The following is a 13,039-nucleotide window of genomic DNA, read 5'->3' as shown; positions in this document are numbered from 1 at the left end:
TCTCTGAATAGCCAATCATTGCGCACCACGCAAGGCCGCTCGGATGGCGGCCCGGTCCACATGGGCCTGGACCTGCTCGATGCCGAGGGCTGTTTCCAGCGATTCAACGGAATAACGGCGATGGCCACCCGGCGTTTTGCGCACCTCGACCACCCCGTCGTCCGCCCATCGGGCCAGGGACTTGGGGTGTACGCTGTATTGGGTGGCCGCTTGGGCCGGGGTGAGCCATTGCCGTTGCATTTTTTTCGTCCTCGTTGCGTCCCGCCCGGAGAACTTCCGTGGCGCCGGGCGGGACGCCGGTACAGGGAAGGGGAAATTTTACCGCTGCGCTCGTTTGCCGCATCTCGAGCAGCGTTTATAGCTGTAGTGGGAGTCGTGCCCGTCGTCTTCCCATGACGGGTGATCGCAGAGGGCTTGCAGCTTGCGGATGGTTTCATCGCACAACCTCGCCTGTTCGCTGTGGTGCTTCTTCCTGGCTTCGAGTTCGGTTATTGTCTTGTCCATCGGGTTGTCTCTTTTTTGGGTATTCTTGCTCGGCGGAGGTTCCTGCTGCATCTCGGCTAGTTCTCGTCGTGCTGATCAGGAACTTCCATTCGCCCCCATGTCCGCGTGTCCCGTCCAACTTCGCGTTCAATAAACGTGACCAGGAAAACGGCGTTGCACAGCACGTGCTTCATGTGGTTCAGGCCGGATTCGGGGTCCAAGTCCTCCCGCCTTTCCCATGCGGTGAGGTGTCTTTTCAGCGCGGCTACGCTGCGGCCCCAATCGAACCCCTTCTCCCAATTCCTGGCGGCGTACTTCTCGGCTCCCATGGTCAGGACTTCGGCCAGCCCCTCGATAGCCTCGGGCGGGATGAGATCCATGCGTAGCTTGCCGGTGTCGAATTTGGCCCCTTCGAGGCTGTCGAACACTTCTTGGTTGCCGTCTTTCTTCATTTCCTGTCACCTGATGTTAAGACCTAGATCGCTAGGTCGATTGCTTCGCGCTCCTCGTCGAGCGTGATAAAATCCGTTTCCTTGATCCATTTCTCCGCCTGTTTGAGGACCAAGCGCAAAAGCCCCTTTTGGCTCGGCGCGCGGAATACCTCAACGCCATCCACCTTGACGACGTAGGTGTTCTTATTCGTCGAGTATGTTTCCAGGGGGGCGAGAGGTTCATCGATTGACGGCGAGGACGTGAAGCGCTGCATCGTGAGCCTGGACACGGTTGCGCCCGGCATCAACTTGGCAATCTGGTCGCAAATCTCGTCAAACTTCGGTCTGTCCTTGAATGCGATAACCCGGCTGGGCCCAAGTTGTTTTTCGTCGAAAAGCATAATTCCTCCGTTTGTCCTTTTCCTGCGATGAGTCGCTTCCCTTGGCGGCCCTCCCTCTGGTATCTGTTCACGTGTTCAACCAACGTAAACGTCCAACCGGAAGGAGGACCAAATGTCTGCTGAACTGCAAAAAGCTACGCTCGATTATCTAGTTGGAGACGCAAAACTCAGGTTCGCTATTTATGAGCACGCGATTGCGATAGCCAAAGATCGTGGTGTCGACTTCACTGATGGCCTCGAAGCCTTGTATTATCTCTTTGCTGAAAAGCATCACTGGACTCCTGAGCAGGTGCGTAACTTGTCTACGGATGAGCTAAGTGTGTTGATTAAAGCTCTTTGATCTTCAAGCTGAAAAGATCTCACTCCCGGGCCGTTCCTGCGCTCTGTTTTACGCGGCCACCAGGGCTTGGTAGTCGTTGGCTATGGATTCCCCTTCCTTGCTGGCGGCCAGGTCTTTGAGGTCCGGGTCGAAGTGGCTGTAGAGGGTGGCGAGCATGCCTTCCAGGGACTGGAAGTCGGCGCGCACCTTGGCCGCCTTGGTCGGGATGGCCGCGACCTGGTCCGCGACCAGGGTCAGGCCGATGGCCACAAAGGCCGCCGGGGTGTGCCGGGTGTTGCCGTCGCCGCTCCATGCGGCCAGGAGCTTGTCCACGCACTCGCGGAAGTACCGGGCGTCGGCCTCGGTGATCTCGCCGCAGGCGCGGAGCATCGCCGTGGCCTTGGCCCGGATGCGGGCCAGGGAGGCGCGGGTTTTGGGCTCGAGGCCGGTCTGTTCGGCCATGCCCTGGACGAGTTCGCGGACCGCGTGGAGCGTGAGATATTGGCTGCGTTGTCTTCTGGTCATTGGGTGTGTTCCTCCCGGCGTCAGGCCGCCGCTCTCGGGTCCGGGCGGCGTTCCAGGTCGGCCAGGAGCACCGCGTTGTCGCGAAAGAATATCCAGACGCGCCATTCTCCGTGGGCGTCAACGAACGGGGCCGTGCGCGTGTATGTGTCGGTCGGCTGGGTCTGGCCGTGGGGCCAGAAGCGCACGGCCGTGCCCTGCGGGGTTTCGGGCGGGACGCCGGGGGTGTGAAGCCCGGCGCCCAGCCCCTGGCTGAGGTGGAGGAGGATGATCCGGGAAATGCCTTCGATGGTGAAGAAGCTGACCGGCTCGCCCTCGCGGGTGCGCCACGCCTCGCCCTGCATGACGCGGTACAGGCCGGGCCTGCCGCCGTCGTCTTCCCAGAGTTCGGCGGGGTATATGGATATCTTGGGCGTGCCCGCATTCCCCTTGAACTTGGGGAGCACGGCGCACGGCTTGAACTTGCATGTGGGCATGGATCACCCCCCCCAGGACCCGCAGGTACGCGAGCCCGTACAAAACGGTTGCCAACCAGGCGGCCAGGGTCGCCGCGTAGAGTATCGCCTTTGCCATGTTCACCCCTTTTGCCGGGGCCGGGCGCGTTGGCCCGGTCCCGGCCGGTCCGGTTCTCCCGCGAGGTGTTGCGAGAATGTTGATTGTCCATCGGTCCTCTGGTAAGTCCCTCTGTAACCAGGAGGATTACGATGTGGAAATTCATTTTGATCTTGATAGCTGTTTTGATGTTGGCCGGGTGTGCGAGTCGGCAGGAGCTCAAGGAAAACTGTATAATCTTGAAGGACCTCTATGTAGATATACCGAATCCAAAAATGGACGACGTGAACGACATCCTCAACTACTGCCGCCATGCCATTGCCGCGAATCCGGGTGATGAAGAGCTGATCAAGGCGTACAATGAGATGTATCTGCGGTTCTACAATGAGGACGGGACACCCAAGTAACTTCCCTATGTCAAAGAGCGAGTGAAACTGTTTCAACCATTTGATTTCCGAGGCGCATGATGTGGAAATTCGTGTTGGTATTGGTGCTGGCGTTGATGATGGCGGGGTGTGCGAGTCGGCAGCAGCTGCGGAATACATGTTTAGGTTCAAAGCAAATTTTCATTGATAATGAAGAACCGAGCATGGACGACGTGAACTTAATTCTCGACTATTGCCGCCATGCCATTGACGCCAATCCGGGTGATGAAGAACTGATCAAGGCGTACAATGAGATGTATCTGCAGTTCTACAATGAGGACGGGACGGTGAAATGAAAGGGGAAGCCGGACTATTCGGCTTTTTATGCATTATCGCTCTTTGCTGGGTTTTTCTTGGACTCCCTTTTCTTCCGAAAAAAAAGAAAAGAAGTACAAACAGACAAAGCAACCGTTCCTTTCCTGGTTCCGACAAACCTTTCCCTCATTCTAGGCCGCCCGACCGCAGCAGCCCCAATCCTTTCCATGCCGCGCCCGTGTCTCTCAATCCCCTTGAGCTGGATGTTCCCGTCCAGTTGGAAGACAGATTCGTTTACTGGGAGGACGAAGAGGGATTGCACTGCTTTGATGAGCAGGGCGAATGGGAGGAAGAGGACGAGCAAAGCGAACAGACGACACATTCCGGCCTTTCACCGATTATGATTAATTTCCCCCCGTATGATTACTCGATTGATTACAGCGAGTACAAAAAGTGGATGGCTTTTTGCGTTAAAGTAGGACACGAGGTTCCCTATCGCATATTTAGGGAGTTCGACGAGAACTCCGATATGTCAAAGAACTAGGTTAGCCTTCTCAGGCCCAGCGTTTTTTCAGGTTTTCCCACGGGGTGAACCTTGGGAAGAGCGGGATCATTATGAATTTCAGTTCTTCCATGGGGACTGAGAGCGTTTGCGCGGCGAGTTCAAATCCCCGGTCCGAGGTCTTGAAGTCCTCCAGGCAGTGCATCCGCTGTCGCCACATTATCCCGCGACCCTTGACGCCGACCCGGTATTCCGTCCAGCGCTCGAACAGCCGGGGCATTCTTTCCAGGGCTTTTGCCAGTCTTCTCTTCAGCATGTTCTTTCCTCCTCTTCCCTTTTCTTCGTGACGCCGCTGCGCGTGCGCTCCAGCCGGGGCCGGATGGGTGGAACCGTTTGCGGGCGTCTTGCCGCGCGGGTGGTTTCCTCGACCTGTTGAAGAGAATGCTAGATCAATCTGATCTTGTTTTCAAGAAAAAAATAGATCAAAATGATCTACGTGCTGTTCCAAAATCGAATCAAAATTGTATTCTGGCAAAAAGATTGAATAAAGCTGACGGCTTCCATTCTTTTTGACGGCCTGTCGGCTTATTCAACGATTGGAGACGGAAATGGAAATTCAAGCTGTTGTGGATACTCTATTCGAACTGGTACTGGTACTGGACCTGATTGTGAGCGGGACTGATGACGACAAGGCGGGAGCCGCGGCGGCGTTGGCGAAGCGGGAACTCTGGAGCGCTGCGGTGGCGCTGGACGACATTGCCGATTCCGGGGTGGAACAGCAATTTGATCGAAACGACCGCTGATACAACGGATATGCAGGCCGCCGGACCAGGAAGTTTCATGCCGGCGGTGTCTCAGGGGCGGCGGTCTGCGTTATCGTTTGGGGGAAAGGGATAAAAAAGCCCGCTGGTTGGGCGGGCGTTTTGGGGGGATGCTTTCTTTACTCCAAGCCCAAGTCGGGCACCGGGGTGTACGGGGCGATGGTTTGTAGGGCGTCAATAAAGGGGATTCCGTTTGGGTTGGAGCGGATGCCGGGTGTGTCTTTGATGATTGCAGCAAGCGCCAGTACCGGTAGGCTGTAATTTTCCAGTTCGGGAATTTTAAGAATTGAGCCTGCAATTCCTGTGAAAGAAAGGAGCGATGTCTGACGGCCTTTGAGCATGGCCTTGACTGGGGTGTACAGAGGGGTTTGCAGGACTTCCTTTGCCTGTTCCGTGTCGCCGCCTTTAATCAGTGCGGAAGGGTAAAAGGCAAGGAAGCTGATGGGCGGGCCGTCAGGTACGTTGTTGTCTGGGCCGTGTTCGGACAGGGCTCTTTTGAACTCCTGCGCAGACTCTTGATAGTCTTTTCTCAGGTACAAGGCGGTCGCTTTTACGAGTCGGATGTACGTGGCCGTGCTACTCCGTGTACGGCAATCTCCGTAATTGTTTCTTTGAGCTTCCGCAATCCACTGGTCCGCTTCCGGGAAATCCTCGTTGGGGGTGCTCGGCAGGTGTCGCTCAAACTCTTCCATCCACGCTTTCGGTACGGCGGTGTAGGGGCATGGGTGGGCTTCTTCATATTGGGCTCTCAGCCGCCTGAAGTCTTTGCAGGCGTCATCGTCGTTGTCACACACGCATTTGATTATGAGCGCGTTGGTGGCGTCGGTCCACTCCTGTTGCGTCTGTGGAGTCTTGAGCGCGCCGGCCTGCGGGGTTTTGGACGCGCAGGCCGGGAGGAATAAGAAGGCGAAGAGCAGGGGGATGAGGGGGCGGTAGGTGAGCGGGGTGCGCATGACGGGGGTCCTTATTCTGTCATTCTGAGTTTTGCCTGGGTTCTGAAGATGAGGTCGGGCAACTCCATGCCCAGGCCCTGGGCCAGCAGGTAGGCGTTGGCGATGGACACGGATTGCGGGTTGTCCTCTCTCCGTTGCCGGCGCCACTTCACCACGGCGCTTTGTTCGTCATAGGTGTCGCCATAAGCCTTTTTGGCGAACTGGGCGTAGTTCAGCCCTTGATCTTCCGCCAATTGGCAAACGAGGTCCACCAGGGCGCGTTCAAACGCTTGTGACAAGTCTATTTTCATCATTCAGTAAATAGCTCTTTTGGATCTATTTATTAATTATCATATCTGTCTTGACCCAGTAGATCGGATTGATCTATTGTATGCGTATGAAAGACAATATGCCCGTTGCTCAAATCATCGATCGATTGAAGGCGAAATACGGAAACCACACCAACGCCGGATGCATGTTGGGATACAAGCATTCCAGCGGCTACCGCCGTGCCCGGCGGGAGGCATTGAAGCGGGGGGAGTTCCCCGGGCCCACGCACAGGCTGGCGTTGCTGCTGGTTTCCGACGAGAGCCGGGGCAACGCGGCCTGACCCATCCTAACTCTAAATCTTCGAGACCGTGAGGGGACACACATGCATGGAATCACTGTGGCGGCCTGGCCGCACGAGTGGCAGAGGGGAGCGAACGACCTGCTGGGGGCCAACCTGGTGGGCGAGGTGTGCGGGAAAAAGACCCGGAACCAGGCGTACCGGTGGGCCCGGAGGCCGGAGACGGCCGAGGCGCAGAACGGGCCGCTACAGCACGTGCTCAACGTGTGCGACAAGCTGATGCGTGAGGGCGCGGCCGGGCGGGAGCTGGCCCTGGACGCGGCGCGGATCATCACGGTGCGGCTTTCCCAGCAGGGGCTGGGGGTGCGGGTGGCGCGGGATGCGCGGGAGCCGGGGCCGTGGTCGGCCAGCTTGGCCTCGCAGCGGCTCATGCGGGCCGTGTCGGACGCGATCCAGGCCGGGGTGGAGAACAAGCCGCCCGAGCTGGTGGCCGCGCACGTGGAATACCTCTATCAGCTCTGCCTGGACTTTCAGCTGATCTATGCCCGGGAGTACGCCGAGAGCCGGGCGGCCGGGGAAGGGGTGCGCTTTGGCCCGCCCGAGCCCGCGCGCCCGGACGCGACCGACGCGCGGGCGGCCGAGGCGGCCAAGGGCGGCGGCTACTGGCGGGCGATCTTCAGGGGATTGTGGCGGAAGCTGACGGGGAAGTGACGTGGCGAAATACCGTAAAGTCTCCCCATTCATCTGGAACGACAAGAAGTTCCACGAACTCAGCGACAACGGCAAGCTGGTTTTCTTCTTTCTGCTGACGCATCCGCACATGACCGCGCTGGGCGCCATGCGCGCCAATCCGGCGGGGTTGTGCTGCGAACTCGGATGGACTCCGAAAGCCTTTCGGGAAGCCTTTCAGGAGGCTTGTTCCAGGGGCATGGTCAAGCACACCGAGGAGCACAGTTTTTTGTGGTTGCCGAACTTCCTGAAGCACAACCCGCCCGAGTCCCCGAACGTGGTCAAGGCGTGGGAAAAGGCCCTGGAACTGCTCCCGGAATGCGAGATGTTTTTCCAATTGCTCCAACATGTTAAAGAGTATGCGGCAACCATGCCCGAAGCCTTCCGGAAAGCCTTACCCGAGGTCTTCCGCAAGAGTATGCCTTATCAGGAGCAGGAACAGGAGCAGGAACAGGAGCAGGAAAAAGAGACCCCCCCAAAGCCCCCCGAGGGGGGCGGCGGATACACCGGGGCCTTTGAGAAATTTTGGGAGGTCTACCCGGTCAAGCGGCACAAGAAACGGGCCTGGGCCGCGTGGAAGCGGATCAAGGGCGTGAACGCGGCGGTGATCATCGAAGCGCTGCGGGCCCAGATAGCCGCGGACCACTGGCGGGGGAGCGACGGCAAGGACTTCATCCCGCATCCGGCCACGTGGCTGAACGGCGCGGGGTGGGAGGACGAAATCAAGCAACGCGGCCGGGAAGACGACCTGCCGCCCGAACTGAGGTGACCCCATGAACGAAGCGGCCGAGATCAAGAAGCGCTGGGACAAGTTTTCCGAGGTGTGGCCGGCCATGTGGCGGGCGTTCGTCAAGGACGTGCCGGGCAAGGACTTCAAGGACGACGTGTGGAGGCAGTGCCAGTACCTGCCGGTGGAGGCCTGGGATTACGTGCTGGAGCAGTTCCGGGACATGGACAAGCCGCCCAGGAACTGGGCCAAGGCGATCAAGGGCATCCACGCGACCTGGAAGCAGCGGCAGGGCGAGGACCAGGAGTCGTTCGCGCCCAGGCGGTACGAGGGCGAGGGGCCTCTGGGGCGTGAAATCCGCAGGCAGGTGGAGCTGGGCTACTCGGGATTGCGGGCGCTCAAGGCGGCCGTGGAGAACTGCCGTGGCTGCCGGAACTAGACACCCGTTGAAACTTTTTCAACTCGGCGCGCCGTTCCACGACCTGGTGGCCGCCGAAGCACAATGGAGGGCGCTGATGCAAGCGACGCTGATTCGATACGACGAGGACCGGGACGGGACTTTCGGGGTCCTGCTGGTGGACGGGCGGCCGTTCGCCTCGACCCTGGAGCCCATGGACCGGGGCAACGCCCGGAACGTGAGCCGCATCCCGGCCGGGGAATACCTGTGCTCCATCGTGGACTCGCCCCGTTTCGGGCGGACCTTCGAGGTCCTGGACGTGCCGGGCCGGGACCACATCCTGTTCCACGCCGGGAACGTGATCGAGGACACGGCCGGGTGCATCCTGCTCGGCGAGCGCGAGGGCAAGCTGCACGGGAACCGGGCGGTGCTCAACTCGGGCGCGACGTTTGGCCGGTTCCTGGCGGCGTGCTCCGGGCTGACCGAGTTCCGGCTGGGGATCGTGGAAGCTGCGCGGCTGGTCCGGGCGGCCTAGTTTCACATTCTGACCAATAATGAAACTCAAGGCGTAGTCAACTGGCACTGAGCGTCCGCACGGTCTGGATCGGCGGCCTGGCGCAAAGGCTGAAAATCCGGGCCGGTGGCCATGGAGTCGGCGGCAGGGGTTTCCGAACGGTCGTGCAAACGGAAAAAACAACGAGGTAGCAGGATGTTGTCAACCAACCCGATGCAGGGTTGCCGCCCGTTGAGCGGCGCGGAGGTGCGCTCGATCACCGAGACGTTTTCCAGGGCGGAGAACTTCCGGGAGATATGTCTGTTCGTGCTCGGCGTGAGCTGCGGGTTCCGCATCTCCGAGATGCTCGGGCTGCGGGTCCGGGACGTGTGGCGCGGGGGCAAGGTGCCGGGCTGGCTGATCGTGGTCCAGCCCAAGACCGGGGACACGCGGCAGGTGGTCATGGGCGACGACGACCGGCTGGCCATCAGGGCGCAGGTCATGGCCCTGCGCAGCGCCGGGTACTACCATCCCGGGACCATGCTGTTTCGGTCCAGACAGGGCCGGAACAAGGCCATCAGCCGGGAGCGGGCGTGGCAGATACTGCGGGCCACGGCCCGGCACCTGGGCATGGACGGCAAGATCGGGACCCACTCCATGCGTAAGACATTCGCCAACAACACGTTCGAGGCCATCCTGGAGGCCGCCGCGCGGGACGGCATCCACGCCGACGCGCTGCTGGAGACGGCCAGGGCCGGGGGGTGGAAGTCCGTGGACGCCTGCCAGCGGTACCTGAGCTTCAGGATCCGCCCGCAACTGGCGGCCAAGGCCGCGAACACGGGGCAGTTCGGCAAGCTGCCCGGAGGGTGCGCGGCATGAGTCTCTCTTACTTGATCTGCGGCGGGTCCAAGATTGCCTCCGCAATAGGAAAAACTCGTGCGGATATACCTGCTCTCGTCAGGGAGGACGGGCTCCCGGCCTTCAAGATCGACGGCAAAGGCCCATGGCATGCCCGGCCTGACGATCTCGCTTTGTGGTGTATTCTCCAGGCTGACAAACATCTTCCCCCGGAATGGAGGGAAACAAGGACCAAGAATAAACATCTTGTTTCCCCCTCAAACGCGGGAACGAGCGGAGGTTGAAAAACCTGTCAATAGCTAATGTTGCCCGAAAACTGTCTATATGAGGCCCAAAACTGTCGGATTCTGTTTTGGGCCTTTTTGCGGGGTTATGCTTGGGCCGCATGTGTCTACCCCATTCCCTGCCGGTTCGGTCGCCGTTGTCGGCGGCCGGGCCGGAACCGGGGGAAACAGCAAGGAGGGCGTCATGGGAGCATTGCCGGGCAAGAGGGCCGTCAGGGGCCGGTCCGAAGGATTTCGGGGGTAGGGATTGGACCCCATCAGCATCATCACCGGGCTGGCCACGGTCGTGCCGTCCATCGTGCGCTGGATAGGCGGCGACAAGGCGGGCGACGTGGCGGACAAGGCGGTGTCCATCGCCCAGTCCATCACCGGCGAGGCCGACCCGGCCACGGCCCTGGAGCGGCTCAAGGCCGAGCAGGACTATCAACTCAAGTTCCAGGCCGCGTGGGCCAGCTTTGAGCAGGGGATTCAGGAGCAACTGACCCGGCGCCACGAGGCGGACATGAAGTCCGATTCGCGGCTGTCCAAGAACGTCCGCCCCCTGTGCCTGCTGGTGCTGACCTGCGCCATCGTCTTCGGGCTGTACGTGCCCGGCGTTGATTCGACGAAGTTCAAGTCCCTCGTGGACATGGCGAACTTCGTCTACGGCTATTATTTCATCGGGCGCAGCGCCGAGTGGACGGTGCCCGCGTTCGGCCGGGCCAAGGCGGTGAAATGAACGAGGAAATCAAGGATGCCGTGCGCGAGGCCGTGCGCGAGGAGCTGCGGGCCGCGAACATCATCGACGGCCCGACCCACGTCCGGCACCACGAATTCATCAATGATCTCTGTGAAAGTTTCGACACGGCGAAGAAAACCACCATCCGTGTGCTGGTCAACGTGCTGGTCCTGGGGGTGGTCGCCGCCGTCGTCTACTACGCGAAGCGATGAGCGGCAGGGATAAAGGCGGCAGGCCGACGAAGTACAGGGCCGCATTCTGCGAGCAGGCCCGGGAGATGATCCGCTGGGGCGGGTTCAGCCAGGCCAAGCTGGCCAAGATTTTCGGGGTCGGCAAGGGGACCGTGACCGACTGGATGAAGGCCCACCCGGAGTTCGAGCGGGCCATCCAGGAAGGGCAGGACCTGTACACGGTGAAGGAGGCGGAGCGGTGCCTGGTCAAGCTGATCAAAGGGTTCCGCTACCGGGAGAAGAAGTACGAGCGGGACCCGGTGGTCGATGACGACGGCAAAATTGTCGGTTGGGAAATGGTCCTGACCGAGGAGCGGACCAAGCAGGTGCCGCCCAACGTGAAGGCGATCACCACCTACTTGCAGAGCAGGGCGCCGGAGCGGTGGCCGAATGTGAAGAATATCGAACTGACCGGGGCGGACGGCGGCCCGGTGCAGTCTGTGTACAAAGTTGAATTCGTGGATGCGGAAGATGGAACCGAGACAGGTGAAATTGCAGATACCGAGTAAGTTCCAGGGGCTGTTCCGCCCCTATCGCTACAAGGTGTTTCATGGCGGGCGCGGCGGGGCCAAGTCCCGCAGCTTTGCCCGCGCCCTGATTTTCAAGGCGGCCGAGAAGCCGCTGCGCGTCCTGTGCGCCCGCGAGATCCAGAAGTCCATCAAGGATTCGGTCAAGCGGCTGCTGGACGACGAGATAGGGCGCATGGGCATGCGCCACCTGTTCGTGTCCACCGAGAGCGAGATACGCGGCGTGAACGGCAGCCTGTTCATCTTTTCCGGCCTGCGCTTGAACCCGGAGCAGATCAAGTCCTTCGAGGGCGTGGACATCTGCTGGATCGAGGAGGCCGAGGCCGTGTCCGAACGGTCGTGGCGCATCCTCAAGCCGACCCTTCGCAAGGACGGGTCGGAAATCTGGCTGTCGTTCAACCCCGAGTCCATCATGGGCGTGATCTACCAGGAGTTCATCGCCAACGACCCGCCGTTCCGCTCGCTGGTGGTCCAGGTGAACTACTGCGACAACCCGTGGTTCCCGGACGTGCTGCGCGAGGAGATGGAGGCGTGCCGGGCCAAGGACGAGGACGAGTACCGCCACGTCTGGCTCGGCGAGCCCGTGCTGATGTCCAAGGGCTCGTACTACGGCAAGCTGCTCGACAAGGCCAAGGCGGCCGGTCGGGTCACGCGGGTGCCGTACGATCCGGCCCTGTTGGTCCATACCTCCTGGGACCTCGGGGTGCACGACTCCACGGCCATCTGGTTTTTCCAGTACCACCGCGCCGGGCCCGCCGGGGAGCGGCGGTACATCGACTATTACGAGTCGAGCGGCGAGGGGCTGCCGCACTACGCGCAGGTGCTCCAGCAGAAGGGGTACAACTACGGCCAGCACATCGGGCCGCACGACATCAAGGTGCGCGAGTGGGGCGGCAGCGGTTCGAGCCGCTGGGACACGGCCCTCAAGCTGGGCATCCGGTTCGACATCTGCCCGAACATCCCGGTGGCGGACGGCATCGAGGCGGCCCGCAACGCCATCCACGCAAGCTGGTTCGACTCCGAGCACTGCGAGCGCGGGCTCAAGGCGCTGTGGGCCTACCAGCGGGAGTGGGACGAGATCAACAGCTGCTTCAAGAACAAGCCGCTGCACGACTGGTCGTCCAACGGCGCGGACTCGTTCCGCTACTCTGCGGTGGGGTTCCGCCCGCCGTCCAACGTCAAACTGCCGGAGCGGTATGCATGATCAGGTGGGTGGAAGAACAGCCGGAACAGTTGGCCGGGCACGAGTACTGCGACGAGGCGTACCGCTGGTTCGAGATGGTCGGGCCGGACGGGGCCGTGTACGCCGTGGGCGGCGTGGCCTTTCGGGACGGCAACCGGGAGGCGTGGCTGTACTGGCGGATCACGGGCTTTTCCGTGCCCGCGCTGCGCGAGCTGCGGCGCAGGGACGTGCCCGCCCTGCGGCGATACTGCCGGGAGCGCGGGGCCGTGGTGGCCAAGGTGGCCAGCAGTGACCCGGCGGACGTGAATTTTCCGAAGATGGTCGGGCTGATGGGGTTCGAGGTCGTGTGTTTTGGATATCAATCTCTGGAGGATTGCCATGTGCGGCGGCGGTGGTAGCAGTTTCCTGCCCGATGACATGGGCTTTTTCGATAAGATTTTGGGCGGGCTGTCCGCGGCCGGGAGCGTGGCCACGGCGGCGTCCGGGCTGATGCGGAAGGAACCCAAGGTGTCGAGCGCGCCCCGTGCCGTGGACGACACGGCGGCGGACGCGGCAGCGGCCGAGAAGCGGCAGCGGGCCATGGCGGCCAAGACCAGGCAGCGGGCCACCGGGTTGACCGGCGCGACCGGGCTCGGGTCCCCGGCGTCGGTCTCGCTGAAAACATTGTTCGGAGGGAACTAGC

At 61.0% G+C, this 13,039-nt stretch carries 26 protein-coding genes; 17 read left to right on the top strand and 9 right to left on the bottom strand.

Going from position 1 to position 13,039, the window contains the following annotated elements:
- Window positions 1–15: 15 nt before the first annotated feature.
- The 4 genes from ACR42D_RS10135 to ACR42D_RS10120 form a co-directional block, all read right to left on the bottom strand.
- On the bottom strand, window positions 16–240 hold the full coding sequence (locus tag ACR42D_RS10135) for a helix-turn-helix domain-containing protein (protein ID WP_484566692.1): 225 nt from the start codon (window positions 238–240) through the stop codon (window positions 16–18).
- 78 nt (window positions 241–318) lie between these two features.
- Window positions 319–504 (bottom strand): hypothetical protein, encoded by a 186-nt coding sequence (locus ACR42D_RS10130; RefSeq protein ID WP_484566691.1) that lies wholly within the window; start codon window positions 502–504, stop codon window positions 319–321.
- Window positions 505–560: 56 nt separating this feature from the next.
- Window positions 561–935, bottom strand: coding sequence for a dATP/dGTP diphosphohydrolase domain-containing protein (locus ACR42D_RS10125; protein WP_484566690.1), 375 nt, complete (start codon window positions 933–935; stop codon window positions 561–563).
- Between the two features lie 23 nt (window positions 936–958).
- Window positions 959–1,315 (bottom strand): hypothetical protein, encoded by a 357-nt coding sequence (locus tag ACR42D_RS10120; RefSeq protein WP_484566689.1) that lies wholly within the window; start codon window positions 1,313–1,315, stop codon window positions 959–961.
- A 112-nt stretch (window positions 1,316–1,427) separates the two neighbouring features.
- On the opposite strand from ACR42D_RS10120, the gene ACR42D_RS10115 reads away from it, so the two are divergent.
- The gene (locus ACR42D_RS10115; protein WP_484566688.1) at window positions 1,428–1,655 is read left to right on the top strand and encodes a hypothetical protein; all 228 of its coding nucleotides are present in this window, start codon (window positions 1,428–1,430) and stop codon (window positions 1,653–1,655) included.
- Between the two features lie 48 nt (window positions 1,656–1,703).
- On the opposite strand, the gene ACR42D_RS10110 is transcribed toward ACR42D_RS10115, so the two are convergent.
- Together ACR42D_RS10110 and ACR42D_RS10105 are read right to left on the bottom strand one after the other, a co-directional pair.
- Window positions 1,704–2,159 (bottom strand): hypothetical protein, encoded by a 456-nt coding sequence (locus tag ACR42D_RS10110; protein ID WP_484566687.1) that lies wholly within the window; start codon window positions 2,157–2,159, stop codon window positions 1,704–1,706.
- A gap of 20 nt (window positions 2,160–2,179) precedes the next feature.
- On the bottom strand, window positions 2,180–2,632 hold the full coding sequence (locus tag ACR42D_RS10105) for a hypothetical protein (protein ID WP_484566686.1): 453 nt from the start codon (window positions 2,630–2,632) through the stop codon (window positions 2,180–2,182).
- Window positions 2,633–2,983: 351 nt separating this feature from the next.
- Between ACR42D_RS10105 and ACR42D_RS10100 the strand changes: the two genes are divergently transcribed.
- The 3 genes from ACR42D_RS10100 to ACR42D_RS10090 are packed head-to-tail and all read left to right on the top strand — an operon-like array spanning window position 2,984 to window position 3,932.
- On the top strand, window positions 2,984–3,115 hold the full coding sequence (locus ACR42D_RS10100; RefSeq protein WP_484566685.1) for a hypothetical protein: 132 nt from the start codon (window positions 2,984–2,986) through the stop codon (window positions 3,113–3,115).
- A 56-nt stretch (window positions 3,116–3,171) separates the two neighbouring features.
- Window positions 3,172–3,429: a hypothetical protein gene (locus tag ACR42D_RS10095; RefSeq protein WP_484566684.1), complete on the top strand. Its 258-nt coding sequence runs from the start codon at window positions 3,172–3,174 to the stop codon at window positions 3,427–3,429.
- Entirely contained in the window at window positions 3,426–3,932 is a 507-nt protein-coding gene (locus tag ACR42D_RS10090; RefSeq protein WP_484566683.1) for a hypothetical protein, read from the top strand. Before ACR42D_RS10095 ends, ACR42D_RS10090 begins: the two co-directional genes overlap by 4 nt.
- 10 nt (window positions 3,933–3,942) lie before the next feature.
- Here ACR42D_RS10090 and ACR42D_RS10085 read toward each other — a convergent pair whose 3' ends face one another.
- Window positions 3,943–4,206 carry a hypothetical protein gene (locus ACR42D_RS10085; protein WP_484566682.1) on the bottom strand — a complete coding sequence of 88 codons (264 nt, stop codon included), beginning with the start codon at window positions 4,204–4,206 and terminating at the stop codon, window positions 3,943–3,945.
- Between the two features lie 292 nt (window positions 4,207–4,498).
- Between ACR42D_RS10085 and ACR42D_RS10080 the strand changes: the two genes are divergently transcribed.
- Complete coding sequence (locus ACR42D_RS10080) at window positions 4,499–4,693, top strand: hypothetical protein (protein ID WP_484566681.1); 195 nt, start codon at window positions 4,499–4,501, stop codon at window positions 4,691–4,693.
- Window positions 4,694–4,830: 137 nt separating this feature from the next.
- Here the strand turns inward: ACR42D_RS10080 and ACR42D_RS10075 are convergent, their stop codons facing one another.
- Complete coding sequence (locus tag ACR42D_RS10075) at window positions 4,831–5,664, bottom strand: hypothetical protein (protein ID WP_484566680.1); 834 nt, start codon at window positions 5,662–5,664, stop codon at window positions 4,831–4,833.
- A gap of 11 nt (window positions 5,665–5,675) precedes the next feature.
- The gene (locus ACR42D_RS10070; RefSeq protein ID WP_484566679.1) at window positions 5,676–5,957 is read right to left on the bottom strand and encodes a hypothetical protein; all 282 of its coding nucleotides are present in this window, start codon (window positions 5,955–5,957) and stop codon (window positions 5,676–5,678) included.
- A 77-nt stretch (window positions 5,958–6,034) separates the two neighbouring features.
- Between ACR42D_RS10070 and ACR42D_RS10065 the strand changes: the two genes are divergently transcribed.
- The 12 genes from ACR42D_RS10065 (at window position 6,035) to ACR42D_RS10010 (ending at window position 13,038) form a co-directional block, all read left to right on the top strand.
- The gene (locus ACR42D_RS10065) at window positions 6,035–6,253 is read left to right on the top strand and encodes a hypothetical protein (RefSeq protein ID WP_484566678.1); all 219 of its coding nucleotides are present in this window, start codon (window positions 6,035–6,037) and stop codon (window positions 6,251–6,253) included.
- Window positions 6,254–6,295: 42 nt separating this feature from the next.
- Window positions 6,296–6,922, top strand: a complete 627-nt coding sequence (locus ACR42D_RS10060) for a hypothetical protein (protein WP_484566677.1) — start codon at window positions 6,296–6,298, stop codon at window positions 6,920–6,922.
- Between the two features lies 1 nt (window position 6,923).
- Window positions 6,924–7,709, top strand: a complete 786-nt coding sequence (locus tag ACR42D_RS10055) for a hypothetical protein (protein WP_484566676.1) — start codon at window positions 6,924–6,926, stop codon at window positions 7,707–7,709.
- Window positions 7,710–7,713: 4 nt separating this feature from the next.
- Entirely contained in the window at window positions 7,714–8,106 is a 393-nt protein-coding gene (locus tag ACR42D_RS10050) for a hypothetical protein (RefSeq protein WP_484566675.1), read from the top strand.
- Between the two features lie 76 nt (window positions 8,107–8,182).
- The gene (locus tag ACR42D_RS10045; RefSeq protein WP_484566674.1) at window positions 8,183–8,599 is read left to right on the top strand and encodes a DUF5675 family protein; all 417 of its coding nucleotides are present in this window, start codon (window positions 8,183–8,185) and stop codon (window positions 8,597–8,599) included.
- A gap of 174 nt (window positions 8,600–8,773) precedes the next feature.
- A complete protein-coding gene (locus ACR42D_RS10040) occupies window positions 8,774–9,436 on the top strand; it encodes a tyrosine-type recombinase/integrase (RefSeq protein ID WP_484566673.1) in 663 nt (220 codons plus the stop codon).
- Window positions 9,437–9,946: 510 nt separating this feature from the next.
- Window positions 9,947–10,417: a hypothetical protein gene (locus ACR42D_RS10035; protein WP_484566672.1), complete on the top strand. Its 471-nt coding sequence runs from the start codon at window positions 9,947–9,949 to the stop codon at window positions 10,415–10,417.
- The gene (locus ACR42D_RS10030; RefSeq protein ID WP_484566671.1) at window positions 10,414–10,629 is read left to right on the top strand and encodes a hypothetical protein; all 216 of its coding nucleotides are present in this window, start codon (window positions 10,414–10,416) and stop codon (window positions 10,627–10,629) included. The genes ACR42D_RS10035 and ACR42D_RS10030 overlap by 4 nt, the downstream gene beginning before the upstream one ends.
- Window positions 10,626–11,156, top strand: coding sequence for a hypothetical protein (locus tag ACR42D_RS10025; protein ID WP_484566670.1), 531 nt, complete (start codon window positions 10,626–10,628; stop codon window positions 11,154–11,156). Before ACR42D_RS10030 ends, ACR42D_RS10025 begins: the two co-directional genes overlap by 4 nt.
- Entirely contained in the window at window positions 11,119–12,378 is a 1,260-nt protein-coding gene (locus ACR42D_RS10020) for a PBSX family phage terminase large subunit (RefSeq protein ID WP_484566669.1), read from the top strand. Before ACR42D_RS10025 ends, ACR42D_RS10020 begins: the two co-directional genes overlap by 38 nt.
- Window positions 12,375–12,755 (top strand): hypothetical protein, encoded by a 381-nt coding sequence (locus ACR42D_RS10015; RefSeq protein ID WP_484566668.1) that lies wholly within the window; start codon window positions 12,375–12,377, stop codon window positions 12,753–12,755. Before ACR42D_RS10020 ends, ACR42D_RS10015 begins: the two co-directional genes overlap by 4 nt.
- Window positions 12,736–13,038, top strand: coding sequence for a hypothetical protein (locus ACR42D_RS10010; protein WP_484566667.1), 303 nt, complete (start codon window positions 12,736–12,738; stop codon window positions 13,036–13,038). Before ACR42D_RS10015 ends, ACR42D_RS10010 begins: the two co-directional genes overlap by 20 nt.
- Window position 13,039 lies beyond the last annotated feature (1 nt).

This window comes from Pseudodesulfovibrio sp. lm2024 (assembly GCF_051175575.1).
Taxonomy (GTDB): Bacteria; Desulfobacterota; Desulfovibrionia; order Desulfovibrionales; family Desulfovibrionaceae; genus Pseudodesulfovibrio; species Pseudodesulfovibrio caledoniensis.
The sequence above is the reverse complement of the archived record's forward strand: the minus strand, read 5'-3'. Positions and strand labels throughout refer to the sequence as shown.